This window comes from Paracoccus salipaludis (genome assembly GCF_002287065.1).
In the GTDB taxonomy this organism is placed as follows: domain Bacteria; phylum Pseudomonadota; class Alphaproteobacteria; order Rhodobacterales; family Rhodobacteraceae; genus Paracoccus; species Paracoccus salipaludis.
Map to the genome: position 1 here is coordinate 147,022 of NZ_NSJZ01000003.1, position 26,074 is coordinate 173,095.

At 69.3% G+C, this 26,074-nt stretch carries 26 protein-coding genes; 11 read left to right on the top strand and 15 right to left on the bottom strand.

The features are described from left to right. Nucleotide 1 precedes the first annotated feature (1 nt). The gene (locus CK240_RS05770; RefSeq protein WP_095639384.1) at nt 2-1,534 is read right to left on the bottom strand and encodes an acyl-CoA carboxylase subunit beta; all 1,533 of its coding nucleotides are present in this window, start codon (nt 1,532-1,534) and stop codon (nt 2-4) included. A 174-nt stretch (nt 1,535-1,708) separates the two neighbouring features. On the opposite strand from CK240_RS05770, the gene alr reads away from it, so the two are divergent. The 7 genes from alr to CK240_RS05805 all read left to right on the top strand — a co-directional run bounded on the left by alr (nt 1,709) and on the right by CK240_RS05805 (nt 7,332). Beyond that, the gene (gene alr / locus CK240_RS05775; RefSeq protein WP_095639385.1) at nt 1,709-2,749 is read left to right on the top strand and encodes an alanine racemase; all 1,041 of its coding nucleotides are present in this window, start codon (nt 1,709-1,711) and stop codon (nt 2,747-2,749) included. A 61-nt stretch (nt 2,750-2,810) separates the two neighbouring features. Continuing rightward, nucleotides 2,811-3,146, top strand: coding sequence for a hypothetical protein (locus tag CK240_RS05780; protein ID WP_095639386.1), 336 nt, complete (start codon nt 2,811-2,813; stop codon nt 3,144-3,146). Next, nucleotides 3,112-3,903 carry an MlaE family ABC transporter permease gene (locus CK240_RS05785; RefSeq protein WP_095639387.1) on the top strand — a complete coding sequence of 264 codons (792 nt, stop codon included), beginning with the start codon at nt 3,112-3,114 and terminating at the stop codon, nt 3,901-3,903. The genes CK240_RS05780 and CK240_RS05785 overlap by 35 nt, the downstream gene beginning before the upstream one ends. A gap of 8 nt (nt 3,904-3,911) precedes the next feature. Beyond that, nucleotides 3,912-4,664, top strand: coding sequence for an ABC transporter ATP-binding protein (locus CK240_RS05790; protein ID WP_095639388.1), 753 nt, complete (start codon nt 3,912-3,914; stop codon nt 4,662-4,664). A 91-nt stretch (nt 4,665-4,755) separates the two neighbouring features. Next, nucleotides 4,756-5,856: a PhoH family protein gene (locus CK240_RS05795; protein WP_167649975.1), complete on the top strand. Its 1,101-nt coding sequence runs from the start codon at nt 4,756-4,758 to the stop codon at nt 5,854-5,856. Further along, entirely contained in the window at nt 5,849-6,370 is a 522-nt protein-coding gene (gene ybeY, locus CK240_RS05800) for an rRNA maturation RNase YbeY (RefSeq protein WP_095639389.1), read from the top strand. The genes CK240_RS05795 and ybeY overlap by 8 nt, the downstream gene beginning before the upstream one ends. Before the next feature lie 164 nt (nt 6,371-6,534). Beyond that, nucleotides 6,535-7,332 carry a transporter associated domain-containing protein gene (locus tag CK240_RS05805; protein ID WP_240517306.1) on the top strand — a complete coding sequence of 266 codons (798 nt, stop codon included), beginning with the start codon at nt 6,535-6,537 and terminating at the stop codon, nt 7,330-7,332. Nucleotides 7,333-7,387: 55 nt separating this feature from the next. On the opposite strand, the gene CK240_RS05810 is transcribed toward CK240_RS05805, so the two are convergent. The 4 genes from CK240_RS05810 to CK240_RS05825 all read right to left on the bottom strand — a co-directional run bounded on the left by CK240_RS05810 (nt 7,388) and on the right by CK240_RS05825 (nt 10,956). Continuing rightward, the gene (locus CK240_RS05810; protein ID WP_095639391.1) at nt 7,388-7,765 is read right to left on the bottom strand and encodes a putative quinol monooxygenase; all 378 of its coding nucleotides are present in this window, start codon (nt 7,763-7,765) and stop codon (nt 7,388-7,390) included. Between the two features lie 15 nt (nt 7,766-7,780). Next, entirely contained in the window at nt 7,781-8,491 is a 711-nt protein-coding gene (locus CK240_RS05815) for a hypothetical protein (RefSeq protein WP_135058798.1), read from the bottom strand. A 237-nt stretch (nt 8,492-8,728) separates the two neighbouring features. Continuing rightward, nucleotides 8,729-10,288: a glutamine-hydrolyzing GMP synthase gene (guaA, locus tag CK240_RS05820; protein ID WP_095639393.1), complete on the bottom strand. Its 1,560-nt coding sequence runs from the start codon at nt 10,286-10,288 to the stop codon at nt 8,729-8,731. Nucleotides 10,289-10,347: 59 nt separating this feature from the next. Continuing rightward, on the bottom strand, nt 10,348-10,956 hold the full coding sequence (locus CK240_RS05825) for a thiamine phosphate synthase (RefSeq protein WP_095639394.1): 609 nt from the start codon (nt 10,954-10,956) through the stop codon (nt 10,348-10,350). A 100-nt stretch (nt 10,957-11,056) separates the two neighbouring features. On the opposite strand from CK240_RS05825, the gene CK240_RS05830 reads away from it, so the two are divergent. The 3 genes from CK240_RS05830 (at nt 11,057) to CK240_RS05840 (ending at nt 14,520) form a co-directional block, all read left to right on the top strand. Next, nucleotides 11,057-11,812, top strand: a complete 756-nt coding sequence (locus tag CK240_RS05830; protein ID WP_095639395.1) for an RNA methyltransferase — start codon at nt 11,057-11,059, stop codon at nt 11,810-11,812. A 75-nt stretch (nt 11,813-11,887) separates the two neighbouring features. Further along, nucleotides 11,888-13,030, top strand: a complete 1,143-nt coding sequence (gene ctaA, locus CK240_RS05835) for a heme A synthase (protein WP_095639396.1) — start codon at nt 11,888-11,890, stop codon at nt 13,028-13,030. After that, nucleotides 13,027-14,520 (top strand): carboxypeptidase M32, encoded by a 1,494-nt coding sequence (locus CK240_RS05840; RefSeq protein ID WP_095639397.1) that lies wholly within the window; start codon nt 13,027-13,029, stop codon nt 14,518-14,520. Before ctaA ends, CK240_RS05840 begins: the two co-directional genes overlap by 4 nt. A gap of 6 nt (nt 14,521-14,526) precedes the next feature. On the opposite strand, the gene CK240_RS05845 is transcribed toward CK240_RS05840, so the two are convergent. The 3 genes from CK240_RS05845 to CK240_RS05855 all read right to left on the bottom strand — a co-directional run bounded on the left by CK240_RS05845 (nt 14,527) and on the right by CK240_RS05855 (nt 17,365). After that, nucleotides 14,527-15,186, bottom strand: coding sequence for an SDR family NAD(P)-dependent oxidoreductase (locus tag CK240_RS05845; RefSeq protein WP_095639398.1), 660 nt, complete (start codon nt 15,184-15,186; stop codon nt 14,527-14,529). A 61-nt stretch (nt 15,187-15,247) separates the two neighbouring features. Then, nucleotides 15,248-16,603 (bottom strand): glutamine synthetase family protein, encoded by a 1,356-nt coding sequence (locus tag CK240_RS05850; RefSeq protein WP_095639399.1) that lies wholly within the window; start codon nt 16,601-16,603, stop codon nt 15,248-15,250. A 69-nt stretch (nt 16,604-16,672) separates the two neighbouring features. Next, nucleotides 16,673-17,365: a type 1 glutamine amidotransferase gene (locus tag CK240_RS05855; protein WP_095639400.1), complete on the bottom strand. Its 693-nt coding sequence runs from the start codon at nt 17,363-17,365 to the stop codon at nt 16,673-16,675. Between the two features lie 168 nt (nt 17,366-17,533). On the opposite strand from CK240_RS05855, the gene CK240_RS05860 reads away from it, so the two are divergent. Then, the gene (locus CK240_RS05860; RefSeq protein ID WP_095639401.1) at nt 17,534-18,679 is read left to right on the top strand and encodes an aminotransferase class V-fold PLP-dependent enzyme; all 1,146 of its coding nucleotides are present in this window, start codon (nt 17,534-17,536) and stop codon (nt 18,677-18,679) included. 45 nt (nt 18,680-18,724) lie between these two features. On the opposite strand, the gene efeO (CK240_RS05865) is transcribed toward CK240_RS05860, so the two are convergent. The 7 genes from efeO (CK240_RS05865) to CK240_RS05895 all read right to left on the bottom strand — a co-directional run bounded on the left by efeO (CK240_RS05865) (nt 18,725) and on the right by CK240_RS05895 (nt 26,034). Continuing rightward, nucleotides 18,725-19,525, bottom strand: a complete 801-nt coding sequence (gene efeO / locus CK240_RS05865) for an iron uptake system protein EfeO (RefSeq protein WP_095639402.1) — start codon at nt 19,523-19,525, stop codon at nt 18,725-18,727. A gap of 24 nt (nt 19,526-19,549) precedes the next feature. After that, the gene (gene efeB, locus CK240_RS05870; RefSeq protein WP_095639403.1) at nt 19,550-20,866 is read right to left on the bottom strand and encodes an iron uptake transporter deferrochelatase/peroxidase subunit; all 1,317 of its coding nucleotides are present in this window, start codon (nt 20,864-20,866) and stop codon (nt 19,550-19,552) included. A gap of 1 nt (nt 20,867) precedes the next feature. Next, on the bottom strand, nt 20,868-22,013 hold the full coding sequence (gene efeO / locus CK240_RS05875; protein ID WP_095639404.1) for an iron uptake system protein EfeO: 1,146 nt from the start codon (nt 22,011-22,013) through the stop codon (nt 20,868-20,870). Nucleotides 22,014-22,017: 4 nt separating this feature from the next. After that, nucleotides 22,018-22,845 carry an iron uptake transporter permease EfeU gene (gene efeU / locus CK240_RS05880; RefSeq protein WP_095639405.1) on the bottom strand — a complete coding sequence of 276 codons (828 nt, stop codon included), beginning with the start codon at nt 22,843-22,845 and terminating at the stop codon, nt 22,018-22,020. A 162-nt stretch (nt 22,846-23,007) separates the two neighbouring features. Continuing rightward, nucleotides 23,008-23,976, bottom strand: coding sequence for a Bug family tripartite tricarboxylate transporter substrate binding protein (locus tag CK240_RS05885; protein ID WP_095639406.1), 969 nt, complete (start codon nt 23,974-23,976; stop codon nt 23,008-23,010). Nucleotides 23,977-24,052: 76 nt separating this feature from the next. Then, nucleotides 24,053-25,561, bottom strand: coding sequence for a tripartite tricarboxylate transporter permease (locus CK240_RS05890; protein WP_095639407.1), 1,509 nt, complete (start codon nt 25,559-25,561; stop codon nt 24,053-24,055). An 11-nt stretch (nt 25,562-25,572) separates the two neighbouring features. Beyond that, complete coding sequence (locus tag CK240_RS05895) at nt 25,573-26,034, bottom strand: tripartite tricarboxylate transporter TctB family protein (protein ID WP_095639408.1); 462 nt, start codon at nt 26,032-26,034, stop codon at nt 25,573-25,575. Nucleotides 26,035-26,074: the final 40 nt, after the last annotated feature.

Here is a 26,074-nt window from a genome sequence, read left to right on the forward strand (position 1 = left end):
GTCACAGCGGGATGTTGTCGTGCTTCTTCCAGGGATTGGACAGTTGCTTGGTGCGCAGCGAGGCGAGGGCCCGCGCCACCCGCTTGCGGGTCGAATGGGGCTGGATGACTTCGTCGATGAAGCCCTTTTCTGCGGCCACGAAGGGGTTGGCGAAGCGGTCCTCATAATCCCTGGTCCGCGCGGCGATCTTCTCGGGTTGGCTCAGTTCGCTGCGATACAGGATCTCGACCGCGCCCTTGGCGCCCATCACGGCGATCTCGGCCGTGGGCCAGGCATAGTTGAAGTCGCCCCGCAGGTGCTTGGACGACATGACGTCATAGGCCCCGCCATAGGCCTTGCGGGTGATGACCGTGACCTTCGGGACCGTCGCCTCGCCATAGGCGAACAGCAGCTTGGCCCCGTGCTTGATGACGCCGCCGTATTCCTGCGCGGTGCCCGGCAGGAAGCCCGGCACGTCCACCAGCGTCAGGATCGGGATGTTGAAGGCGTCGCAGAAGCGCACGAACCGCGCGGCCTTGCGGCTGGAATCGATGTCCAGCACCCCCGCCAGCACCATGGGCTGGTTGGCGACGACGCCGACCGTCTGGCCCTCGATGCGGATGAAGCCGGTGATGATGTTGCCCGCGAAGTCGCGCTGGATCTCGTAGAAGTCGCCCTCGTCGGCGATCTTCACGATCAGTTCCTTCATGTCGTAGGGCTGGTTCGGGTTGTCGGGGATCAGCGTGTCCAGCGAGGTCTCGATCCGGGCCGGGTCGTCGAAGAAGGGGCGGGTCGGCGCCTTCTCGCGGTTCGACAGCGGCAGGAAGTCGAACAGGCGGCGGATCTCGGACAGCGCCTCGACGTCGTTTTCAAAGCCGCCGTCGGCGACCGAAGATTTTTTGGTGTGGGTGGACGCGCCGCCCAGCTGCTCGGCCGTGACGACCTCGTTGGTGACGGTCTTCACCACGTCCGGGCCCGTCACGAACATGTAGGAGGTGTCCTTCACCATGAAGATGAAGTCGGTCATGGCCGGCGAATAGACCGCGCCGCCCGCGCAGGGGCCCATGATGACGCTGATCTGCGGGATCACGCCCGAGGCCATCACGTTGCGCTGGAACACGTCGGCATACCCGGCAAGCGAGGCCACGCCTTCCTGGATGCGCGCCCCGCCGGAATCGTTCAGCCCGATCACCGGCGCGCCGTTCTGCATCGCCATGTCCATGATCTTGCAGATCTTCTGGGCGTGCGTTTCCGACAGCGAGCCGCCGAAGACGGTGAAGTCCTGGCTGAACACATAAACCATGCGGCCGTTGATCGTGCCCCAGCCGGTGATGACGCCGTCGCCATAGGGACGGTCGTCCTCCATCCCGAAGTCGGTCGAGCGGTGGCGGACGAACATGTCGAATTCCTCGAACGAGCCCTCGTCCAGGAGGATGTCCAGCCGTTCGCGCGCTGTCAGCTTGCCGCGCGCGTGCTGCGCGTCGATGCGGCGCTGGCCGCCGCCCATGCGGGCCTGCTGCCGCCGGTCTTCCAGCTGTTCGACGATGTCCTTCATGCCGCCCCTCCGTCCATGTCTGGCGGGACAATAGGGAAAGCGAGGGATGACGCAAAGCGGAAAGGGGAAAGTTTGCAAAGCGGTCTGTTAACGAGCGCCGATTGCCGCAAACCCGCAAACTCCGGCCGACGGGGGGCCTTGACGCGACCCTTGGCCGCCGTCATGCCGTGGCTCATGGGACTGACGATCGACCTTGGCGCCCTTGTGGCGAACTGGAAGGCGCTGGCGGACCGCGCACCGGGCGCGCGCCCGGGCGCAGTCGTCAAGGCGGATGCCTATGGCCTTGGGGCGGCGCAGGTGGCGCCTGCGCTTCATGCAGCGGGCGCGCGCGACTTCTTCGTGGCGCAGGCCTCCGAGGGCAGGGCAATTCGCCCCCTTCTTGCGCCGGATGCCCGCATCTTCGTGCTGTCGGGGCACATGCCGGGACAGGACCTGACCGGGCTGATCCCGGTGCTGAACAGCCCCGAGCAGTTCTTCCGGGACCGCGCCCTGCGGCCGCGCGCGCCGTTTGCGATCCAGCTCGACACCGGCATGAACCGGCTGGGCTTCGAGCCCGCCGAATGGGCCTCGATCCGCTCCGAGGCGCTGGGGGCGCGCACGGACGGGGGCACCGGCCCGGCGCTGGTCATGTCGCACCTGATGTGCGCCGACGAGCCCGGCCATCCGGCCAACGCCGCCCAGTTGCGCGCCTTCCGCGAGATGACCGAGGGTGTGAGTGCCCCCCGCTCGCTGGCGGCGACGGGCGGCATCCTGCTGGGCGACGACTATCACTTCGACGTGACGCGCCCCGGCATCGGCCTTTACGGTGCCGATCCCTTCCAGGAGGCGCGCCCGGTGGTCACCCTTGCGCTGGAGGTGATCCAGACCCGCAGCGTCGCGGCGGGCGAGGCGGTGGGCTACGGCTGCACCTGGACCGCGCCGCGTCCTTCCCGGATCGCCACGGTCTCGGCCGGCTATGCGGACGGGCTGCCGCGTGCGCTTTCCGGCAAGGGGCTGGTCCTGTGGGCCGGGGACCGCGGCGCGCCGGTCGTGGGCCGCGTCTCGATGGACCTCATCACGGTCGATGTGACCGACCTGCCGGATGTGCCGGACAGGCTCGAGATCCTGAACGCCCGGCAGGGCGTGGACGATCTTGCGCGCCTGGCCGGAACCATCGGCTATGAGATCCTGACGTCGCTGGGCTCGCGCTATCCGCGCGACTACCGGCCGGCTTAACCTTCGGTTAGGGCACCCATGCTACCGCTTCTCCTGTCCCATCGCCCCAGGAGGATTCGGCATGGCTTACGCGACCATCGACTTTCACAATCCCCGCACCGGGGCGCTGAAGCAGGCGCCGGTCGGGTTTTCCTGGACGACGCTGTTCTTCGGCTTTTTCCCGGCCTTGTTCCGGGGGCACTGGACCGGGGCGCTGATCATTTTCCTGATCGGCTGGCTCACCCTGGGTTTGGCGCAGCTGGTCTTCGCCTTCATCTACAACAGGATGTATGTGAAGCACCTGTTGGGCGAGGGTTTCAAGCTTTCCAGTTCCTCCTCCGACACGGCCGACCTGTCGCGCCGCCTGCGGATCGAGCTGCCCCTTGACCCGAGCCGCGCCCAATCCGTTCCGGCCTGACCCGGTCCGCGCCACCGGCCGCGCCACGCTTGCCCTGCTGCGCGGCATCGGCGCGGTCGCCATCTTCGCCGCGCGTGGGCTCGCCGCGCCGGGCTTCTCGCCCCGGCTGCTGGCCGAGCAGCTGCTGCGCATCGGCTGGCTGTCCTTGCCGGTCGTGGGTCTGACGGCGCTGTTCACGGGCGCCGCGCTGGCCCTGCAGATCAACGCGGGCGGCGAAAGGTTCCAGGCCGGCGATGTCGTCCCCGCCATCGTGGCGATCGGCATGGTGCGGGAACTCGGGCCGGTTCTGGGCGGGCTGATGGTGGCGGCGCGGGTGGCGTCGTCGATCGCGGCCGAGATCGGGTCCATGCGCGTGACGGAACAGATCGACGCGCTGGTGACGCTGTCCACCGACCCGATGGGCTGGCTGGTGACGCCGCGGCTGTGGGCGGCGATCCTGTCGGTGCCGGTCCTCGTGGGCGTGGGCGACACCATCGGCATCATGGGCGGCTGGCTGATCGGAACGACGACGCTGGGCTTCACCTCGCAGGCCTATCTGGCGAACTCCTGGGCCTATCTCGAAACCTGGGACGTGGTTTCGGGGCTGTTGAAGGGCGCGGCCTTCGGCGGGATCGTGGCGCTGGCGGGCTGCTGGTTCGGCATGAACGCGGGGCGCGGCGCGGCGGGGGTGGGGCGCGCGACGACGAATGCGGTCGTGGCCGCTTCGGTCGGCATTCTCGCGGCGAACTTCATCCTCACGGGGCTGTTCTTCACATGAGCGCGCCGGTGATCGAGACGCGCGGGCTGTCCAAGTCCTTCGGCGCTCACAAGGTGCTGGACGGCGTGCACTTGGGCGTCGCGCGGGGCGAGAGCCTTGTCGTGATCGGCGGCTCGGGTACCGGCAAATCGGTGCTGCTGCGCACGATCCTGGGGCTGGAAAGCGCCGACGCGGGCGAGGTTCTGCTTGACGGCGAGGCTGCCTCGCCGGCCGTGCGCGCCCGCTTCATGCGCGACTTCGGAATGCTGTTCCAGAATGCCGCGCTGTTCGACAGCCTGCCGGTCTGGCGCAACGTGGCCTTTCGGCTGCTGCGGGTTATGCCCGCCAGGCAGGCCCGCGCCCGTGCGGTCGAAAGGCTGGCCCGCGTGGGTCTTGGCCCCGAGGTCGCGGACCGGATGCCCGCCGACCTGTCGGGGGGCATGCGCAAGCGCGTGGGCCTTGCCCGCGCCATCGCGGCCGATCCCAGCGTTATCTTCTTCGATGAGCCCACGACCGGCCTCGATCCCCAGCGCGCCGCCGCGATCAACCTCCTGATCCGCGGCATCGTGACCGAGGCGGGGGCGACGGCCATCACCATCACCCATGACATGACCAGCGTGCGCACCATTGCCGACCGCGTGGCGCTGCTGGATCAGGGCCGGGTCCGCTGGCAGGGGTCCGTGGCGCAGATGGACGAGGCTTTCGACCCGATGCTGCGCGCCTTCGTGCGGGGCGAGCCGCTTGACTGGGGGCCGCTCGCCGGCCAGGGGCGGCAAGGGTGAAAGCTGCCTCGCGTCCGCAGATTTGTGGCCGAAGGCTTGCCTTCGCGCAGGCCCGCCTGCAACATGAACCAGAGCCAGAGACGAGGATGCAGTGGGTCTGACCCCGACAAACCCTTCCGCCGCAGCGGGCGAGACCCTGCTTGAATTTCCCGATAACCGCCTGCTCATGGACCTGTGCGGCCCCCATGACCGGCATCTCGCCCGGATCGAGCAGGCGCTGGGCGTCCATGTCCTGCGGCGCGGCAACCAGCTGTCGGTCGTGGGCCCGGCCGAGGCGCAGGCCGAGGCGGCCCAGATCCTGCGCGGCCTTTACGCGCGCCTGGAACAGGGCCGTGCGGTCGAGCTGAGCGAGGTCGAATCGGCCCTGCGCATGGGCACCGAGGGGGACGGCCCCGCCGCCACGCCCGCCCAGCAGCTCGAGATGTTCGGGCAGGGCAAGATCGAGCTGCGGACCCGCAAGAAGATCGTCGAGCCCCGCACCGAGGCGCAGCGCGACTATGTCCGCTCGCTTTTCGCCAACGAGCTGGCCTTCGGGATCGGCCCGGCGGGCACGGGCAAGACCTATCTGGCCGTCGCGGTGGGTGTCACCATGCTGATCGACGGCCATGTGGACAAGATCATCCTGTCGCGTCCCGCCGTCGAGGCGGGCGAGCGCCTGGGCTTCCTTCCCGGCGACATGAAGGAAAAGGTCGACCCCTACATGCAGCCGCTCTATGACGCGCTGAACGACTTCCTGCCCGCGCGCCAGATGCAGAAGCTGGTCGAGGAAAAGCGCATCGAGATCGCGCCCCTGGCCTTCATGCGCGGCCGCACGCTGGCGAATGCCTTTGTCGTGCTGGACGAGGCGCAGAACGCCACCACGATGCAGATGAAGATGTTCCTGACCCGCCTGGGCGAGGGGTCCCGCATGGTCATCACCGGCGACCGCACCCAGGTGGACCTGCCGCGCGGCGTCCAGTCGGGCCTGCGCGACGCGGAACGCATCCTGGCGGGCGTGCCGGGGATCTCGTTCAGCTACTTTACCGCCTCGGACGTCGTGCGCCACCCGCTGGTCGCGCGCATCATCCAGGCCTATGACGCCGACGACGAGGCGGGCGGCGGCGGCGACGACCGGCCCTCGCAGGGCTATGGCACCTATCCGCCCCGCCGCGACTGGCGACGCGGCCCGCCCGAAGGATCGCCCGATGCCTGACATGTCCCTGCCGGAAACCCCGCCCGAACCGGCCCCGGTCGATATCGTCATCGAGGACGAGCGCTGGCTGGACGTGGACCTGCAGGGCATGGCCGAGCGGGCGGCGGCGGCGGCAACGCGGCACATGGGGATCGATGCCGTCGAGATTGTCGTGATGGGCTGCGACGATGACCGCATCGCCGCGCTGAACGACCATTTCCGCGGCAAGGCGAAGCCTACGAACGTCCTCAGCTGGCCCTCGGTCGAGCCGGCGCCGCGCGCCCCCGGCGAAGTGCCGGCTCCGCCCGAGGCAGAGGAGCTGGGCGACATCGCCATCAGCTTCGACACCTGCAAGGCCGAGGCCGAGGCGCAGGGCAAGCCCTTCGCCGACCATGTCACGCACCTGCTGGTTCACGCGATCCTGCACCTGGCCGGCTATGACCACGAGGCCGACGCGGACGCGGAAACCATGGAGGACGCCGAGCGTTCGATCCTCGCCAGCCTCGGCATCCCGGACCCCTACCGCGAGCACTGAGTTCCATGAACGACCCCCAGAGTCCCGGCGAAGCCACAGGTGACGCGGAGCCTCCCAGTCCGAACAGGACGCAGCCTCTCCAACCCCTCGCGGAATGGGGCGCCGGAACACCGGAGTCCCGCGATCCGCCCGCCCGAGGCTTTCTGGGCCGTATCCTCCGGACCTTGGGGCCGCTCGCCCCGGAATCCGAGGACGCGCCTGATTCCATGATGGAGGCCGCGACCTCGGCCGAGGCGCCCAGCATCCTGAACCTGCGGCGGATGTCGGTCGACGACGTGGCCGTGACCAAGGCGGACATCGTGGCGGTCCCCGTGACCGTCGGTCTGCTCGAGCTGGTCGAGGTCTTCCGCGAGCACGGCTATTCCCGCGTTCCCGTCTATCGCGGCAACCTGGACCAGCCCCTTGGGCTGGTGCACCTGAAGGATCTGGCGCTGAAGCATGGCTTCGCCCCGAAGGGGGCGCCCCGCTTTGCCCTGCGACCTCTGCTGCGGCCCCTGCTGTATGTTCCCGGCTCGATGCCGATCGGCGCGCTGCTGCAGCAGATGCAGCTGAAGCGCATCCACATGGCCTTGGTCATCGACGAATACGGCGGCGTGGACGGGCTGGTCACGATCGAGGACCTGATCGAGCAGGTGATCGGCGAGATCGACGATGAGCACGACGAAAGCGAGGACGGGCTGTGGGTGCAGGAGCGTCCAGGCCAGTGGCTGGTCCTCGCCCGCGCGCCTATCGACCGGGTCGAGGCCGAGATCGGCGTCAAGCTGGTCAGCGGCGTCTACGAGGAAGAGATCGACACCCTCGGCGGGCTGATCTTCATGCTGGCAGGGCATGTCCCTGTCAGGGGAGAGGTCGTGACCGACGACAGCGGAGTCCAGTTCGAGGTGGTGGACGCCGACGCCCGCCGCATCAAGCGCGTCCGCCTGCGCCTTCCGGGCACCGCACCGGGCGGGACGATCGCCTGATCCGGCACCAGACGTCCCTTCGGCCAAGCCGGGACAGGGGACTGTCGGACCCCCTTCAGCCCGCAGCCGGCGCCATGTCACCCTTTGCCGCGACCGTGTGGATCTGCCGGGCGATGCCGGAAGTCGCGGCCGCCCAAGCGCTGGCCTTCGTCCGGACGCGGTGGGCTTCCAGCGCTGCCGCGTCCCGGAACAGCTCCTCGACGCGCCAGACCAGCGGGTCGTCCGTCTGCGCGATCTCGAAGAAAAGGCAGCCCGGCTCGGCGCGGCTGGCGGCGACATGCGCCTCGACATGTGTCAGCAGGGTCATGAGCTGCCCCATGTCCGCGCAGGTGAGACGGCCCGACAGCGCGATCTGCGCCCCGGCCGGATCGGGACGGGCGCAGCCCTGATGGGCGTGGTGATGGTGGCCACAGGCGCAGGCTGACACGGGCATTCTCCTTCGTGGCCATCAGCCCCGGATCAGGGCATCGAAATCGGGATAGCTGTCCTGCCCCGGCATCCCGACGGAATAGCCGAGGGCCCTGGGGATCTCGTAGGGGTCGCCCGTCCCGGTTCCGGGGTGGCAGGCCCGAAGGTATTGCCGGGTGATGCTTTCGGTGGCGCCGAAAACCTCGGGCAGGGGCAGGACCAGCCAGCTTCCGTCCGCGGTTCGGAATGCGGGACGCGCGGGCGAACAGAAGAACTGGACCCTTTGGGGCTGCGACCAAGCCAGCCCGTTCGGGGCCGTGGCGGGGTAAAGGCCGCCGGGATGCTCGCTCTGCGCCACGGTCGCGGTGGATTCGACCCGGCGGCCGGGGATGGCCACGCTGCCTTGTCCGATGTCGCGGGCCGGGGACTGGCTCAGCCACGTGCAGCCTTCCATGTGGCAGCGGCCCAGGAAGACGCCGTCCTTGTTTCCTGCGTCCGAGGTCGCCTCGTCCGGCGCGCGGACGCAGATGGTGAAGTCCGTGCCCCGCCAGCAGGCGCGGTCCTGGGCCATGCGCCGGGCCTCGCCCCAGCGGGACCGCACGCCGAAGGGCGTCAGGCCCCGCACCTCGCCCATGCCGGGCCCGACGACATCCAGCGACAGCGAGGTGGCGCCGCCCATCGTGCGCTCGTCCGTCATGGCGATGTCGAAGCTGCCGCCGCGGCGCGCCGAAAAGCGGCAGGGTCCGTCCACGCGTTCCCCCTTGGCCGTGATCTCGCACAGGGCTTCGGCGGCATGGGAGGGGACTGCCGAAAAAGGCAGGCACAACGCGACCAGAAGGGCTTGCAATCCGCGCATCGTCGGTTCTCGAGGGAACGCTTGTTCCCTCGGATCATGCACAAGAACCTGTGTTTGCCAATCATCCCCCAAGGAATGTTGGGCAATTGTCGGCCGTGTTCCGCTCAGCCGGCCGAGAAGGTCAGCGCAGGGTCATTCCCACTCGATCGTGCCCGGCGGCTTCGAGGTGATGTCATAGGTCACGCGGTTTATGCCCTTGACCTCGTTGATGATCCGGGTCGCCGTTTCACCCAGGAACTGATGGGTGAAGGGGTAGTAGTCCGCCGTCATCCCGTCCACCGAGGTCACTGCCCTGAGCGCGCAGGCGAAGTCATAGGTGCGCCCGTCGCCCATCACGCCCACGGTGCGGACCGGCAGAATCGCGACGAAGGCCTGCCAGATCTCGTCGTAAAGCCCGTGTTTGCGAATCTGGTCGATGTAGACGGCGTCCGCCTTCCGCAGGATGTCCAGCTTCTCGCGGGTGATCTCGCCGGGGCAGCGGATGGCAAGGCCGGGGCCGGGGAAGGGGTGGCGGCCGATGAAGCGGTCGGGCAGGCCAAGCTCGCGGCCCAGGGCGCGGACCTCGTCCTTGAACAACTCGCGCAGCGGCTCGACCAGCTTGAGGCCCATCTTCTCGGGCAGTCCGCCGACATTGTGGTGCGACTTGATCGTGACCGAGGGGCCGCCCGAGAAGCTGACCGATTCGATCACGTCGGGGTAAAGCGTGCCCTGGGCCAGAAACTCGGCGCCGCCCACGTCCGCCGCGTGTTTCTGGAACACGTCGATGAACAGCCTGCCGATGGTCTTGCGCTTGACCTCGGGGTCGCTGACGCCTTCCAGCGCGCCCAGGAACAGCTCGGACTCGTCGGCATGGATCAGCGGGATGTTGTAATGGTCGCGGAACATGGTCACGACCTCTTCGGCCTCGCCCAGCCGCAAAAGGCCGTGGTCCACGAAGACGCAGGTCAGCTGGTCGCCGATCGCCTCGTGGATCAGGACAGCGGCCACCGAGGAATCCACGCCGCCCGAAAGGCCGCAGATGACCTTGGCGTCGCCCACCTGCTCGCGGATGCGGCGCACGGCCTCGGCGCGATAGCCGGCCATGGTCCAGTCGCCGGTGAAGCCCGCCAGACGGACGAAGTTCTCCAGCATGGTGCGGCCGTTGGGGGTGTGGTGCACCTCGGGGTGGAACTGCACGGCATAGAAGCGGCGCGATTCATCCGCGATCATGGCATACGGGGCATTTGGCGAGGTGCCGATGACCTCGAAGCCCGGCGCCAGCGCGGTCACGCGGTCGCCGTGGCTCATCCAGACTTCCTCGCGCCCGTCCCCGAACAGGCCCGCGAAGATGCCGTCGCGGGTGTGGCCCGGCGCGGGGGCGATGAAGGCGCGGCCGTATTCAGCATGGTGCCCGGCTTCGACGCGACCGCCCAGTTGCTGCATCATCGTCTGCTGGCCGTAGCAGATGCCGAAGACAGGGATGCCAAGGTCGAACAGCGCTTGCGGGGCGCGCGGGCTGCCCTCGCGCGTGACGCTGTCGGGGCCGCCCGACAGGATCACGGCCTGCGGCGGGTCGGCGCGCAGGGCCTCGTCGGTGACGGACTGGTAGGGGCGGATCTCGCAGAAGACGTTCAGCTCGCGCAGCCGACGCGCGATCAGCTGCGTGACCTGAGAGCCGAAGTCGATGATGAGCAGGCGCTGATGCTGGGTCATGCCCGCGCTTTAGGGCGGCGCGCCGCTCTCGGCAAGACTGCGCCGGCAGGCAGCGCCGCTTATGCGCCCCACAAGGCCGACAAGGCGGCGGCGGGGTCCTCGGCCGACCAGATTTCGGGGCCGATGGCGATGAAATCGGCGATGGTCCAGAGCCGGCGCACAAGAGCCGCGTCCAGCGCCCCTTCGGCCACGACGGGCACCTCGATCATCTCGGACCACCATTGGAAGATCTCGAGGTCCGCGGGCTCGCCCAGGCCCAGCGCGGTCGAACCGCAGGGTCCGAAGGACACGTAGTCCGCGCCTGCCTCGCCCGCGTTCATCCCCTCGTGCCGCGAGCCCCCGCAGAAGGCGCCGACGATGGCATCGGCCCCGAGTTCCTTGCGCGCGTGCCGGACAGGGCGCGCGCCGCCGGTCAGATGCACGCCGTCAAGGCCGTGGCGCAGCGCCAGCGCCACGTGATCCTCGATCACCACGGCCACGTCGCGGGCATGGGCGATGTCGCGGGCGATGTCGGCGATGCGGCCCAGTTCGGCCTCGTCCCCCGCGCCCGGCAGGCGCAGGCAGGCGACGGGATGGGCGTCCAGAACCGCCGAAAGCCGCGGCCCGAGTTCGGAGGCCGTGATCAGCGCGGGGGCGATCAGGTAAAGCTGCGGCGCGTCCTCGGTCATGGCGTGGTCCTTTCCTGCGGCGACCCCGGATAGCGCAGGCGGGGCGCGCGGGGAAGGGGGCGGGCTTGCCCGGCGGGCGGCGGCAGAGTAGGGGCGGCGCATGACCGAGACCTCTGCCCTGCAACCCGTCGTCATCCTCGTGCGCCCGCAGATGGGCGAGAACATCGGGGCCGCCGCCCGCGCGATGCTGAACTTCGGCCTGACCGAGATGCGGCTGGTCGATCCCCGCGACGGCTGGCCCAACCCGCGCGCCGTGGCGATGGCATCCGGCGCGGCGGGGCAGGTTCTGGACCGCGCCCGCGTCTTCCCGACGCTGGCCGAGGCGATGTTCGACGTGGATCACGCCTATGCCACCACCGCGCGCGGGCGCGAGCTGACCAAGCCCGTCCATACGCCCGCCACCGCGATGGCCGAGGCGCGGGGGCTCGCCGCCGAGGGGCGCCGCGTCGGCCTGATCTTCGGGCCGGAGCGGGCGGGCTTGGAGAACGACGACATCGCGCGGGCCAATGCCATCGTGACGGTGCCGGTGAACCCGGACTTCCCCTCGCTGAACCTCGCGCAGGCCGTGCTGCTGATGGGCTATGAATGGGGCCGCGACGCGCTGCCCGCCCAGCCCGCGCCGGCCGCCAGGCGACCGCCGGGCGAGGTCCCCGCCACGCGGCTGGAAATCGAGAAGCTCGCTGACCACTGGGAGGAGAAGCTGACCGAGGCGCGGTTCTTCTTCCCGCCGGAAAAGGCCGCGCCCATGCGGCTGACGCTGCGGAACCTGTGGTCGCGCCTGCCGCTGACCCGCGCGGATGTCCAGATCCTGCACGGAATGCTGCGGCAACTGACCTGGAAGACCCGCGCCGATTGACCTTTGCGGGCCGGACGGCCAATGTCCGGGCCGCGTCCCCCAAGCGACTGCAAGCGAACACCGAAGGGGCCCGACATGGCCAAGCGCCCGATCTTTCAAGAGGTGTCCAGCGCGACGCCCGTCCTTCAACCGACCGCCAACCTGATCGAGACGGCTCCTCGCGGCGCGCGGGGCGCGATCCGCGTCTGGCTGGTCGTCCTGTTCGTCATGGTCGCGGCCATGATCGCGCTGGGCGGGGCCACGCGGCTGACCGGCTCTGGCCTGTCGATCACCGAATGGAAGCCCGTGACCGGCGCGCTGCCCCCCAGCGGGCAGGCCGCGTGGGAGGCGGAGTTCGCGAAATACCAGCAGATCCCGCAGTTCCGCGAGGAAAACCCGACGATGGACCTGGCCGGGTTCAAGCGCATCTACTGGTGGGAATGGAGCCACCGGCTGCTGGGCCGCGCGGTGGGCCTCGTCTGGGCGCTGGGCTTCCTGTTCTTCTGGGCGACCAGGCGCATTCCGCCGGGCTGGACACCCCGGCTGCTGACCCTGGGTGTCTTGGGCGGCCTGCAGGGTGCGGTCGGCTGGTGGATGGTCGCCTCGGGGTTGGTCGAGGGGATGACCTCGGTCGCCTCCTATCGCCTCGCGGTGCATCTGGGTCTGGCCTTCGCCATCCTCGGGCTGATCGCGTGGTATGTGTTCCATCTCGCCCGCCCCGAGGCGCAGCTGATCCGCGCCCGCCGCGCGGGCGAGCCGAAGCTGTTTTCCATGGCGACCGGCCTGATGCACCTGTCCTTCGTGCAGATCCTGATCGGCGCGCTGGTGGCAGGCATCGACGCCGGGCGGCAATACACCGGCTGGCCGACCATGGGCGGCGAGTGGATCCCCGCCGCTATCTGGGACCCGGCGCTGGGCTGGCGCAACTTCTTCGAGAATGCGGCCACGGTGCAGTTCACGCACCGGATGGTGGCCTACCTGCTTGCGATCTTCGCCGTGGTGGTCTGGCTGCGCTCGCGCCGCTCGCCCCATCCGGTGACGCGCGGCGCCTTCACGGTGATGATCGCGGCCGTCGCCTTCCAGATCGTGCTGGGCATCGTGACCGTCATGCACGGCGCGCCCCTGCCCGAGGCGCTGGCGCACCAGTTCGGCGCCGTGGCGCTGTTCGTCCTGATCATCCGGGCGCGTCACCACGCGCGTTATCCTTATGAAACCAGCGTGCGGGGGACGATCCGATGATCTCGGAAAATGCCGCGATGAACGATCTGCTGGCCTTCCAGCGCCAGACCGAGGCCCTGTCGTCGATCGCCGAACGGCTGTCCTGGGACCAGGAAACCGTGATGCCGCGCGGCGCGGTCGAGCAGCGGTCCGAGGAGATGGCCGCCATCGAGGCCGTCCTGCACGAGCGCCGCACCGACCCCCGCATCGGCGAATGGCTTGAACTGGCCGTCCCCCAGACCGAAAGCGAAGAACGGATCGTCGCCCTGATCGCCCGCGACTTCGGCCGCGCCAACGCGATCCCCGCCGAGCTTGCGACCGAGATCGCGCGGCAGACGAGCCTGGGGCAGGGCATCTGGGCCGCCGCCCGGGCGAACGAGGCGCCGCAGGATTTCCTGCCGACGCTGGACCAGATCCTTGTGCTGAAGCAGGACCAGGGCCACGCGCTGGTTCGCGCGGGCTTCGGCAGCGATCCCTATGACGCGCTGCTCGAGGATTACGAGCCCGGCACCACGCAGGCCGACATCGCTGCGCTGTTCGACGCCATGCGCCCCCGGCTGGTGCAACTGCGCGAGGATACCCTCGGCGCCCCCGACCAGCCCTCCGCGCTGGAGGGCCGCTTCGCGCAGGAAACCCAGATGCGGCTGGCCCGGGCCTGCGCGACGGCCTTCGGCTATGACTGGTCGCGCGGGCGCATGGACATCGCGGTCCATCCCTTTTCCAGTGGGCGCTGGCAGGACAGCCGCATCACGACGCGGATCGTGGAAACCGACCCCTTCAACTGCATCTACTCGACCATCCACGAGGTCGGGCATTCCAGCTACGAACTGGGGATCGACCCCGACCACGCCTTCACGCCGCTGGGGCGGGGCGTGTCCATGGGCGTCCACGAAAGCCAGAGCCGCATCTACGAGAACCAGCTGGGCCGCAGCCGCGCCTTCACCGGCTGGCTGTTCGGGCGCATGAGCGACATGACGGGCGGCCTGTCGGTCCCCGATGCGGATGCCTTCTACCGCACCGTGAACCGCGTGACGCCCGGCTTCATCCGCACCGAGTCTGACGAGGTGCAGTACAACCTGCACATCATGATGCGCTTCGACCTGGAACGCGACCTTGTCGCGGGCCGGCTGTCCACCGACGACCTCGAGGAGGCGTGGAACGCCCGTTTCCTGCGCGACTTCGGCGTGGCGGTGGACCGGCCGTCGAACGGCGTTCTTCAGGACGTGCACTGGTCGGTCGGGCTGTTCGGCTATTTCCCGACCTATGCCCTGGGCAACGTCTACGCCGGTGCGCTGAACGCGGCGCTGCGGGCGGCGGTCCCGGACCTCGACGACAGCCTGGAGGACGGGGACGCCACGCCCGCCACCGAATGGCTGCGCGAGAACCTTCAGCGTCACGGCGGCCTTTACGAGCCGCGCGACCTAGTCGAGCGCGCGACCGGCGGCCCGGTCACGCCCGAGCCGCTGCTGGCCTATCTGGAAGAAAAGTTCGGCGGCATCTACGGGCTGTAAGGCCCGTCAGATCGCCAGTTCGGCCAGAATGCGGTCGGCCTCGGTCCGGCAGGGGCTGAGGGTGCTGCGGTCCTCGCCGGGGAAGAAGCGCGCGCGCACGGCGGTCGGCATGGGGTTCGGGGTGGCGATGACCACGCGCGGCCCCAGGCGCTGGTTTTCCGCCTGCCAGCTGCGGGCAAAGGCGATCTGCGCGGCCTTGGTGGCCCCGTAGGCGCCGAAGAACGGCTGCCCCGCGCGGGGATCGTCGAAGAACAGGGCGGTGCCGTTCCGTGCGCGCAGCAGCGGATCGAACAGCGCCGAAAGGCCGTGGGTCGCGGTGATGTTCAGCGCGACCGAGCGGTCCATGTCCTTGGGATCGACATGGGGCGCGGGCGCGAGCGGCGCCGCGTGGATTGCCGCATGGGCCCACAGGTCGCAGCCGCCCCAGCGATCCAGCACTGCTTGGACAAGCTGGATCATCGCGGCAGGCTGCGTGATGTCCATCGGCGCCAGCGTGGCCGCGCCGCCGACCGCGCGGATGCGGTCGTCCAGTTCCTCAAGCGCGCCGGTCGTGCGGGCGACCGCGACGACGTGGTAGCCGCGCGCGCCCAGGCGCTCGGCGATGGCCGCGCCGAGGCCGCGGGAGGCGCCGGTCACGATGGCAAGTTTCTGGTCTCTGTCGCTCATGCCCAGCCCCTTGCCACCCCCCGCGCGCCGCCGCAAGCGGTGAATGGACGCAGGTCCCGCCTTACACGTTCAACAGCAGGTGCTCGCGTTCCCACGGCGAGATCACCTGCAGGAACTCCTTGTATTCGTTGCGCTTGACGGCCTCGTAGACGGCAACGAACTCGGCCCCCAGCACCTCGCGCATGGGCTGGGACGCCACCATCTCGTCCAGCGCGTCGCCCAGGTTGGTGGGCAGCTCGTCGTCGGACATGTAGGCGTCGCCCAGGCATTCCGCGCGCGGGTTCGCCCCCTGCACGAGGCCCAGGTAGCCCGTCGCCAGCGAGGCCGCGATCCCCAGGTAGGGGTTGCAGTCCATCCCCGCGAGCCGGTTTTCCACCCGCCGCCCGTCGGCCCCAGAGATCGGCACCCGCAGTCCGGTGGTGCGGTTGTCGCGGCCCCATTCCAGGTTGATGGGCGCGGCGAAGTCCGGAACATAACGGCGATAGCTGTTCACATACGGCGCCAGCAGCGCGACGGCGGCGGGCAGGTGGTTCTGCATCCCGGCGATGAAATGCAGGAACTCGGGCGTTTCGCGGCCCTTCTCGTCGGAAAAGATGTTGCGCCCCGTCTGCGCATCCACGACCGAGTGGTGGATGTGCATGGCCGAGCCCGGCTCGCCCTCGATCGGCTTGGCCATGAAGGTGGCGAAGCAGTCGTGGCGCAGCGCGGCCTCGCGGATCAGGCGCTTGAAGAAGAAGATCTCGTCGGCCAGCCGCACCGGGTCGCCATGGGCGAGGTTGATTTCCACCTGGCCCGCGCCGCCTTCCTGCAGGATGCCGTCGATCTCGAAGCCCTGCGCCTCGGCGAAGTCGTAGATGTCGTCGATCACCTTGCCGTATTCGTCCACGGCCGACATGGAATAGGCCTGCTTGGCGGCAGCGCGGCGACCCGAGCGGCCCATCGGCGGCTGGATCGGCTGGTTGGGGTCGATGTTGCGGGCGACCAGGAAGAACTCCATCTCGGGCGCCACGATGGGGCGCCAGCCGCGCTCGGCGTAAAGCCCGACGATGTGCTTGAGGACGTTGCGCGGCGCCACCGGCACCGGGCGGCCCTGCTGGTCGAAGACGTCGTGGATCACCTGCAGCGTCACGTCCGCAGTCCAGGGCGCGGCCGAGACCGTCGAGAAGTCGGGGGCCAGGATCATGTCCGGCTCGGTGAAGGCGCCGGCCGGGTTGTCGGCCCATTCCCCCGTGATCGTCTGAAGGAAGATCGAGTTCGGCAGGTAGAAGCTTTCCTGCCGCGCGAACTTCGAGGCGGGCATCGCCTTGCCGCGCGCAACGCCGGCCATGTCGGGCACGATGCACTCGACCTCGTCCAGGCGGCGGCCCTCGATGTAGTCACGGGCGGATTGCGGGATTTTCGTCAGCCAGTCTGACATGGAAACTTTCCGCCGGGGCTTCCGGCTTTCTCTGTGTCGGGCGCCGGTCGCACCGGCCGCCGCCTTGGGTCAGAGAACGGCCTCCGCCGTTCCTTCGGGATCCTTGAAGAACGCCTCGATCCTGTCGGCCAGGGCAAGGGAATCCGCGTCGCCGCGCCGGGCGCGGGCCCGGTCCAGCAACTCGCCCGGGACCGCGCCGCCGCGATGCTCGATCAGGCCGTCGATGAAGCCGTCCCGGAACTCGGGGTGGGGTTGCACGGTGAAGGCGCGGTGGTCATAGACCAGCGCGGCTGCCTGGCAGAACTCGTTGGTGCCGGCAACCCTGGCGCCGGGGGGCAGGTCCACCACCTGGTCCTGGTGCCAGGCGTTCAGCACCATCGGCTTGCCGCCGATCACGTAGTCCTGCGCACCGACGCGCCAGCCCTCGGGATGCTTGACGACGCGCCCGCCCATCGCCTGCGCGATGATCTGGTGGCCGAAGCAGACGCCCACCATCGGCACATCGGCGGCGAAGGCCGCGCGGATGAAATCCTCCAGCGGCGGGATGAAGGCGTGGTCCTCGTAGACGCCGTGGCGCGATCCGGTGATCAGCCAGCCGTCGGCGGCGTGGACGCTTTCGGGAAACTCCATCGCCTCGACGTGGTAACGGTCGAAGGTGAAGCCGCGCCCCGCCAGAAGCCGCTCGAACATGTCGTCATAGTCGCCATGCTCGGCGCGCGTGACGTCGGGCGACTGGCCGCATTTCAGGATGCCGATGCGCATCGGAACTCTCGCAGATCGTGGTGCGGCCAAGGTAGGCGCGGGACCGGGGGGTCGCAAGAGGGCCGGAACGGCGGGCCTTTCCCCGCGTTGGCCAGACAACAGTCGCGCTGGCACCGGTCGGCTCGCGCGGCTAGGGTGCCGGGGATTTCACGAAGGAAGGGGACGGCGATGACAGGACTTGGCCCAGACGGACGCAGCGCGGTCGATCCCGACGGCCTGATGGAGTTCTCGGTCGTCTTCACCGACCGGAGCCTCAACCACATGTCGAAGAAGTTCCAGGCCGTCATGCGGGACATCTCGGACATCGCGCGCGAGGTCTACGGGGCCGAGGGCGTGGCGATCGTTCCGGGCGGCGGCACCTATGCGATGGAGTCGGTGGCCCGCCAGTTCGCCCGCGACGCCGACGCGCTGATCGTGCGGAACGGCTGGTTCAGCTTCCGCTGGACGCAGATCCACGACGCGGCCAACTTCGATTCGGATGCCGAGGTGCAGCCCGCGCGGCCGGAAGGAAACCAGCCGCGCCCGTCCTATGCCCCGCCCCCGATCGAGGACGTGGTGGCCGAGATCGCCCGCACGCGCCCCGGCGTCGTCTTCGCGCCCCATGTGGAAACCTCGGCGGGCCTGATCCTGCCCGACGACTACATCGCCACGCTGGCGCAGGCGGTGCACGAGGTCGGCGGGCTGATGGTGCTGGACTGCATCGCTTCGGGCGCGGTCTGGGCGGACATGAAGGCCCTGGGCGTGGACGTGCTGATCTCGGCCCCGCAGAAGGGCTGGAGCGCCTCGCCCGCTGCCGGTCTGGTGATGTTCTCGGCCCGCGCGCTGGAGCGGCTGGAAAAGACGACCAGCGACAGCTTCGCGCTGGACCTGAAGAAATGGCGCGCGATCATGAAGGCCTACGAGGACGGCGGCCACGCTTATCACGCGACCATGCCGACCGACGCGCTGGTGGTCCTGCGCGACGCGATGGTGGAAACGCGCGAGATGGGGTTCGAGGCTGCCCGTGCCGCCCAGTGGGACCTTGGCCGCAAGGTCCGCGCGGTGTTGGCCGAACGCGGGTTCCGCTCGGTCGCGGCGGACGGCTTCGCCGCGCCGGGCGTGGTGGTCAGCTACACCGACGATCCCGACATCCGCAACGGCCGCAAGTTCGCGGAAAAGGGGATGCAGATCGCCGCGGGCGTGCCCCTCCAGGTGGGCGAGGGGTCCGAGTTCTCGACCTTCCGGCTGGGCCTTTTCGGGCTGGACAAGCTGAAGGACGTGGACGGCACCGTGGCGCGCTTCACCCGCGTGCTGGACGAGGTGCTTGCGGGCTGAGGTCCGGGGGAAACGCCCGGCAGCCGGGCGTTTCCCTGTTCATGCTCAGTTCAGGCCGACGCGGCCGCGCAGGGTGGCCAAGTCCTCGGCCAGGGTGTTGACGGCGGCGGCCAGGACGCGCCGGTCCTCGTCCGTCAGCTTGTCATAGGTCTGGTAGCCCTCGCCCTCGCGGTATTTCTCCAGCGTCTGGTCCACGCGGGCGAAGTTGGCGTCCACCGTGGACAGGAACGCGGTGTCGTCCACGTGGGGGCGGAACAGTTCCACGATCTTGCGCGCGCCGTCGAAGTTGCCGCGGAAGTCCCACAGGTCGGTGTGGCTGTAGCGGTCCTCCTCGCCCGAGATCTTGGTGGCCGCGACCTCCTCCATCAGGACGGCCGCGCCGCCGACGACGACCTGCGGCGGGAAGGTCAGCCCCTCGATCCGCCCGGCAAGATCCTCGACATCGGCCATCAGCTTGTCGGCGACCGGCGCCATGCCCTCGGTCGAGTTCTTTTCCCACAGCGCGTATTCGATGCGGTGGAAGCCGGTGAAGCCGGGGTCCTGTTCGGCCTGCTCGTGGTCGTCGGCGCGGCTGTCGATCGACACGTCGAGGTCGCTGAACAGCTCGGCCACCGGCTCGATCATCTCGTAATGCAGGCGGGTCGGCGCGAAAAGGGACTTGGCCGTTTCGATGTCGCCGGCCTTCACGGCGTCGGTGAAGGCGCGGGTGTCCTTGACCAGTTCCTGCGTATGCTCGGCCACATACAGCTTGTATTCGGCCATGGGCGCGACAAGGTTCAACTGCGCGTCCTGCGCCAGGGCGGCGCCCGGCAGCAGCAGCGCGATCAGGGCAAGCGAGGTCTTCATCGTCGGTCCTTTGTACAGCGCCCGTCAGGCGGGCGTCGGGATGGGGCCAAGCGCGCCGATCAGCTGGCGGCCGAGGTAATCGTCGGAAGCGTCGGAAAAGCCGGGCAGGGCGAAGAAGAAGCCGCCGCCCACGGGCTTGATGTATTCCTCAAGCGGCTCGCCGTTGAGGCGGTTCTGGACGGCCACGAAGCCGCGTTCCAGGTTGGCCTGCCAGGCGATGAACAGAAGCCCCTGGTCCAGCTGGCCCGACTTCGTCACGCCGTTGGAATAGTTGAAGGGCCGCCGCAGGATCAGGTTCTGCCCTGACTGGGGCGTGCGCGGATTCGCCATGCGGATGTGCGAATCCAGCGCCGTCCTGTTCCCTTCGGGGTCGGCCGCGAAGTCGGGGACGTCCATCTCGGTCCCGTGCGGGTGATCCAGCGGTGCCCCGCTGTCCTTGGCGCGGCCGAAGATCCGTTCCTGTTCGGCCAGCGGCGCGCGGTCCCAGCGTTCGACGAAGTTGCGGATGATGCGCACGGCCATGTAGCTGCCGCCGTGGCTCCAGCCCGGTTCGGCGGGATCGTCGGGGCCGACCCAGACCACGCGCTCCATCAGCGCCTCGTCGGCGGCATCCGGGTTGGCCGAGCCGTCGCGGAAGCCCAGGAAGTTGCGGGCGTTCTCGATCACGCCGTCGGGCTGCGGCGGGATGACCGGAACGCTGCCCTCCTGCTTCCAGGCCAGAAGAAGCTGGTCGGGGATCGACTTGATGATGTCGCGCAGGGCATGGATCGTCGCGTCCTGCGTGTTGGCGCAGATCTGCAGGGCAAGCTCTCCGTGCAGGATCGAGGCGTCCGGCGCGTCGTTCGGGAACTTGGGCATCCGCACCAGTTGTGCGGGGCGGTGCGGGGCCAGCCAGTCGCGGCGGTCGAACAGGTCCGCCCCCAGCGCCACGGTGATCGTCAGCGCCTGCGGCTCGATGACGGGGCCCAGCAGCCCGGAATCGGCGGGCGGCAGCTTGGGGTCGAGACGGGGCACCTCGCCGCCCCGCGTCAGGAACACGATGCGCTCGGTCAGGCGGCGGAACAGGCGCTCCAGGTCCTGGGGCGTGTCGGCCAGCACATGGAAGCTGGCGACCATGCCATGCGCGGGGCGCGGGGTGACGATGCCTGCCTGATGGCGGCCGAAGGGCGGGACATGGTCGCCGGCACGCGCCTTGTTGGCTTGCGGCGCCTCGGTCACGCGGGCGCGCGGTGTGGCCGCGTCCTGCGCAGCCGCGGCCAGCGCGAAGGGGCAGGTCAGGGCAGCCGCGCCCAGGACGCCCAGCAGCAGGGCGCGGCGCGACGGATCGACGGGTCGGCTCATCTCAGGCCTCGAGTCCAAGGGCCGGGTTCAGCGCGTCCAGCGCCCCGGCCAATGCGGTGAAGCCCTCGGCCACGCGTTCGCGCGCGGCGGGCGAGGGGTCGGAGGACATCGCCTCGATCGCCGTGCGGGTCCGGGCGATCTCGGCCTCGACCCCGGCGGCGGCGTCCGGGGCGGCGGCGGTGGTCAGCGGCGACAGCACCTGCGCAGCCCCCGCGACGGCATCGAGCGCGGCAGCGAACTCGGCCGCGTCCTCGCCGGAATAAAGGTTGACGCCCTGCCGCACCTGTCCCTCGGCCAGATGGCGGGCCAGCCGCGCCGCGTCCGCGGCGATGTCGGCGGGCGCCAGCGTGATCCCGCGCAGGCGGGCGCGCAGGGCGGTGGCGTCCTCGGCCAGGCTGCGGGCGACGGGTTCAAGCCCCTCGGTCGAGCCCTTGGACCACAGCCCGTGTTCGATGCGGTGGAAGCCCGTGAAGCCCGGGTCGTCCTCGCGCCTGGCCAGCACGGCGGCCGTGGGCGACATGCGGTTGACCAGGTCGCTGGCCCGCCCGGTCGCCGTCCCAAGCCGCGCCCAGTCGGCGCGGGCGGTGACATAGGCGGCTCGCGCCGACGCCAGGTCGCCTGACGCGACAGCCTCGGCCAGCGCCCTTGTGTCGCGTTCCAGCGCGGCCCCGGCCTGGATCAGGCGGACCTGCATTTCCGACAGCGGTCCGATGAACTCGGCCACCGGCGGGGCGGTGCGGGCGGCTTCCGACGCGGCGGTGGCGGTCACGGTCAGGGTGCCGCGCGGGTTCGACAGCAGGCCGCAGGTGATCTGGTAGGTGCCTGGCTTCAACCGCTCGGTCAGCGTGGCAGTGAAGCCGGGGGCGATGTTCTCGCGCTCGGCCACGACCATGACGCCGTCGAGGATCTCCCACTCCAAGGGACGCGAGGAGTCGTTGCGGATGACGAAGCTGGCGGGCCCGGCGGGCACCGTCAGGGCCATCGGCGCGCAGGCGGTTTCGGTGACGGCGACCTGCAATGCGCCCTCGACCGGCTGGGGGGCGCTGGTGCGCGCGGCCCAGGTGAAGGCCACCAGCCCCGCCACGGCCAGCGCGCCCGCGCCGACCAGCATCGGCGTCATGCTTCGGAGAGCGTGCGAGTCCGTCATGATCTTACCCCTGCACCCGCAGCCGCGGCGCCGGAGTGGGTCGCAGGAAGAACCAAAGCCCGCCCAGCACGACCAGCGCCCAGCCCAGTGCCTCGCCCACGGTCGGGCGGTCATGATAGCCGAGCAGGCCGGACAGGACCGTGCCGGGAACCGAGGACACCGGCAGCACCCGCGTCAGGTCGTAAAGGGGCTGCTGGAGGTGGTTCCACAGGCCGGCCTCGTGCAGGCTGCGCAATGCGCTGGAAAACAGCCCCGCCGCCACGAAGATGATGAAGATCCCGGTCCAGGTGAAGAACTGGCGCAGGTCCAGCCGGACGCCGCCGCGATAGACCGCGACTCCCAGGACGACCGAAAGCGCCAATCCCAGCAGCGCCCCCAGGGGCGCCCCCATGCCGGGGCTTTGCTGGAAGATGGCCAGCAGGAAGAAGACCGACTCCAGCCCTTCGCGCGCGACGGCCAGGAAGGCCGCGCCGACCAGCGCCCAGGCGGCGCCCTGCGGCCGGGCAAAGGCGGCGTCCACCGAGCCTTGCAGCGCGCCCTTGATGGATCGCGCCGAGTTCCGCATCCAGGTCACCATGCCAAGCAGCACGCCCACGGCGACCAGCGCCACGGCGGCCTCGAAGGCTTCCTGCGTCTTCTGGGGAAAACCGGCCTGCAGGACCTGAAGACCCGCGCCCGTGAACAGCGACAGCGCGATGGCCAGCAGCACGCCCGTCCAGACGGCGGGCATCCAGGCGCCGCGACCGGTCCGCTGCAGGTAGGTGGCGATGATGCCGACGATCAGCGCCGCCTCCATTCCTTCGCGAAGCATGATGAGAAACGGCGCGAGCAATGCGGCCTCGACTTTGAAGGATGGCGTCGGCCCGCATCTAGTTTATCCGAGGGAACCGGTCAACTTCTACGAAGATGCGGGCCTGCGTCCTTCCGCCACAGATGCGCACATGAAAATGCCGGGGCCGCGCGGGCCCCGGCACCGTGCAGGGATCGGCCGGGATCAGTCGAGGCTGACGTTGGCCTGGGTCACGACCGGTTCCCATTTGGTCATCTCGGCCTTGACGTGCTCGGCCAGTTCCTCGGGGCCCGAGGCCACGATCTTGGCCGAGAATTCGCCCATGCGCGCGACGACGGCCGGGTCGGCCATCGCGGCCTTGGCGGCATTGGCCAGAACCTCGACCGCCTCGGGCGGGGTGCCTGCCGGGGCGAACAGCGCGTTCCAGCTGTAGGTCTCGTAGCCCGGCAGCGTTTCCGCGATGGCGGGGACATCGGGGAAGGACGGGGCGCGCTCGGCCGTGGTCACGCCCAGCGCCCGCAGCTTGCCGCTGGTGATGTGGCTGGAAGCCGAGGGAAGGTTGTCGAAGATCACCGGCACCTGGTTGCCCAGCACGTCCGTCAGCGCGGGGCCCGAGCCCTTGTAGGGGATGTGGGTGATGTCCACGCCCGCCATCGACTTGAACAGCTCGCCCGAGAGGTGCAGCGGCGTGCCATTGCCCGACGAGGCATAGGCCAGCGGTTCCTTCTTCGCCAGGTCGATCAGTTCCTGCACGGTGTTGACCGGCAGTTCGGGGTTCACGGCCAGGACGTTCGGCACCAGCACCAGCAGCGACACGGGGGCGAAGTCCGCCACCGGATCATAGGGCTTCTGCTTGAGGATCAGCGGGTTCAGCGCGTGGGTCGCGACGGTCCCCATCAGGATCGTGTAGCCGTCGGCATCGGCCTTGGCGACCTGCTGGGCGCCCAGCGAGCCGCCCGCGCCGCCCACGTTCTGCACGACGATCTGCTGGCCGAGTTCCTGGCTCATGCGTTCCGCGACAATGCGGCCCACCACGTCGGTCGAGCCGCCCGCGGCGAAGGGGATCACCAGCGTGACGGCGCGATCGGGGAAGGATTGCGCGGCGGCAACGCCCGCCAGCCCGAAGGCCAGGGCCGTGCCCATCAGGGCGCGGCGGGTCAGGGTCAGGATCATGTCATTCTCCCGTTGGGACTTTTGGTGTTATGCGGCGGCGGAAGTCCGGGACGCGAGGTTGCGCCCCGGAGGTGGGTCAGGCGTCGCTTTCGGTGAAGACTTCCTCGCGGCGCTTGCGGATCTGGGGCAGGAAGACCAGCACCATGACGATCAGCGACACGACCAGCAGGCCGGCGCTGATGGGGCGCGTCAGGAAGGTCGTGGGATCGCCCCGCGACAGGATCATGGCGCGGCGCAGGTTTTCCTCCAGCAGCGGGCCGAGGACGAAGCCCAGCAGCAGGGGCGCGGGCTCGAACCGCAGCTTGGACATGACGTAGCCCAGAAGCCCGAAGAAGGCGACGGCGAACAGGTCGTAGGGGTTGCCGTTGACCGAATAAACGCCGATGCCCGACATCGCCATGATGATGGGAAACAGCACGTAATAGGGCACGGTCAGAAGCTTCACCCACAGCCCGATCAGCGGCAGGTTCAGCACGACCAGCATCAGGTTGCCGATCCACATCGAGGCGATGATGCCCCAGAAGAGCTGCGGCTGGTCGGTCACCACGCTGGGGCCGGGGACGATGCCCTGGATGATCATCGCGCCGATCATCAGCGCCATCACCGGGTTCGCGGGGATGCCCAGGGTCAGGAGCGGGATGAACGAGGTCTGCGCGCCCGCGTTGTTGGCGCTTTCGGGACCGGCGACGCCGGCCAGCGCGCCACGGCCGAACTCCTCGGGCGTCTTCGACAGCTTCTTTTCCATCGTGTAGGAGGCGAAGGACGCGAGGATCGCGCCGCCCCCCGGCAGGATGCCCAGGACCGAGCCGATGCCCGTGCCGCGCAGGATCGGGCCGACCATCTCGCGGAACTCTGCGCGCGAGGGGAACAGGCGGTTGATGTTGCGGGTCATCACCTCGCGCTCATGCTCGTCCTCGAGGTTGCGCAGGATCTCGGCGAAGCCGAAGACGCCGATGGCGACCGCGACGAAGTTCAGCCCGTCCGCGAACTGGGTGATCCCCATCGTGAAGCGGGGCGTGCCGGTGTAGATGTCGGTCCCGACGATCCCCAGCAGCAGGCCCAGCACGACCATCGCCAGCGCCTTGATGACCGAGCCGTGGGCCAGCGCCACCGACATCACGAGGCCCAGCACCATCAGGCTGAAGTATTCGGCCGCGCCGAACTGCAGCGCGACGGCGGTCAGCGGCGGGGCGAACAGCGCGACCAGGAAGGTCGCCACGCTGCCCGCGAAGAACGACCCCAGCGCGGCGGTGGCCAGGGCGGTGCCCGCGCGGCCCTTTCTTGCCATCTGGTAGCCGTCGATGGCGGTGACCGCCGACGAGCTTTCGCCCGGCATGTTGATCAGGATCGCGGTGGTCGAGCCGCCGTACTGCGCGCCGTAATAGATGCCCGCCAGCATGATCAGCGAGGAGACGGGCTCCAGCTGGAAGGTGATCGGCAGCAGCATGGCGATGGTCGCCGTGGCGCCGATGCCGGGCAGCACGCCGATTAGCGTGCCCAGGATGACGCCGATCAGGCAGAAGCCCAGGTTCGCGATCGACGAGGCGACCGAGAAGCCCATGGCGAGATTGGCAAGAAGATCCATCCTGTCCCCCTTCAGAACGGAAGCCAGGGACCGAAGCGCCGGAAGGGCAGCCCCAGGCCATAGCTGAAGATCAGCGTGGACAGCACCGTCACCGCGACGGCCAGGATCAGCGCAGACACCGGCCGCATCTTCACCGAAGCCTGCGAGGCGATCAGCGTGGTGATGAACAACGCCGGCACGAAGCCGAGGCCGCGCACGGTCAGGCCGAAGAAGATGGGGGCGGGCAGGATGAACAGGATGCCGCGCCAGGCGATGGGGGTGCCCGGCTCGCCCTCGCGGCCGAAGGACTTGATGGTGACCAGCAGCCCCAGGATGAACAGCAGGCCCGACAGGATCATCGGGAAGTAGCCCGGCCCCATGCGCAGCGAGGTGCCGATTTCCAGTCCCATCGTCTGCCAGCCGAAAAAGGCCGCGACGGCCATCAGGCCCACCCCGGCAATCAGGTCCGTGTCGTCTCTCGGTCTCGTGGACACGCGTTTCCCTCCGGTCTCTTGGATTGAGCACGCCGCCCCG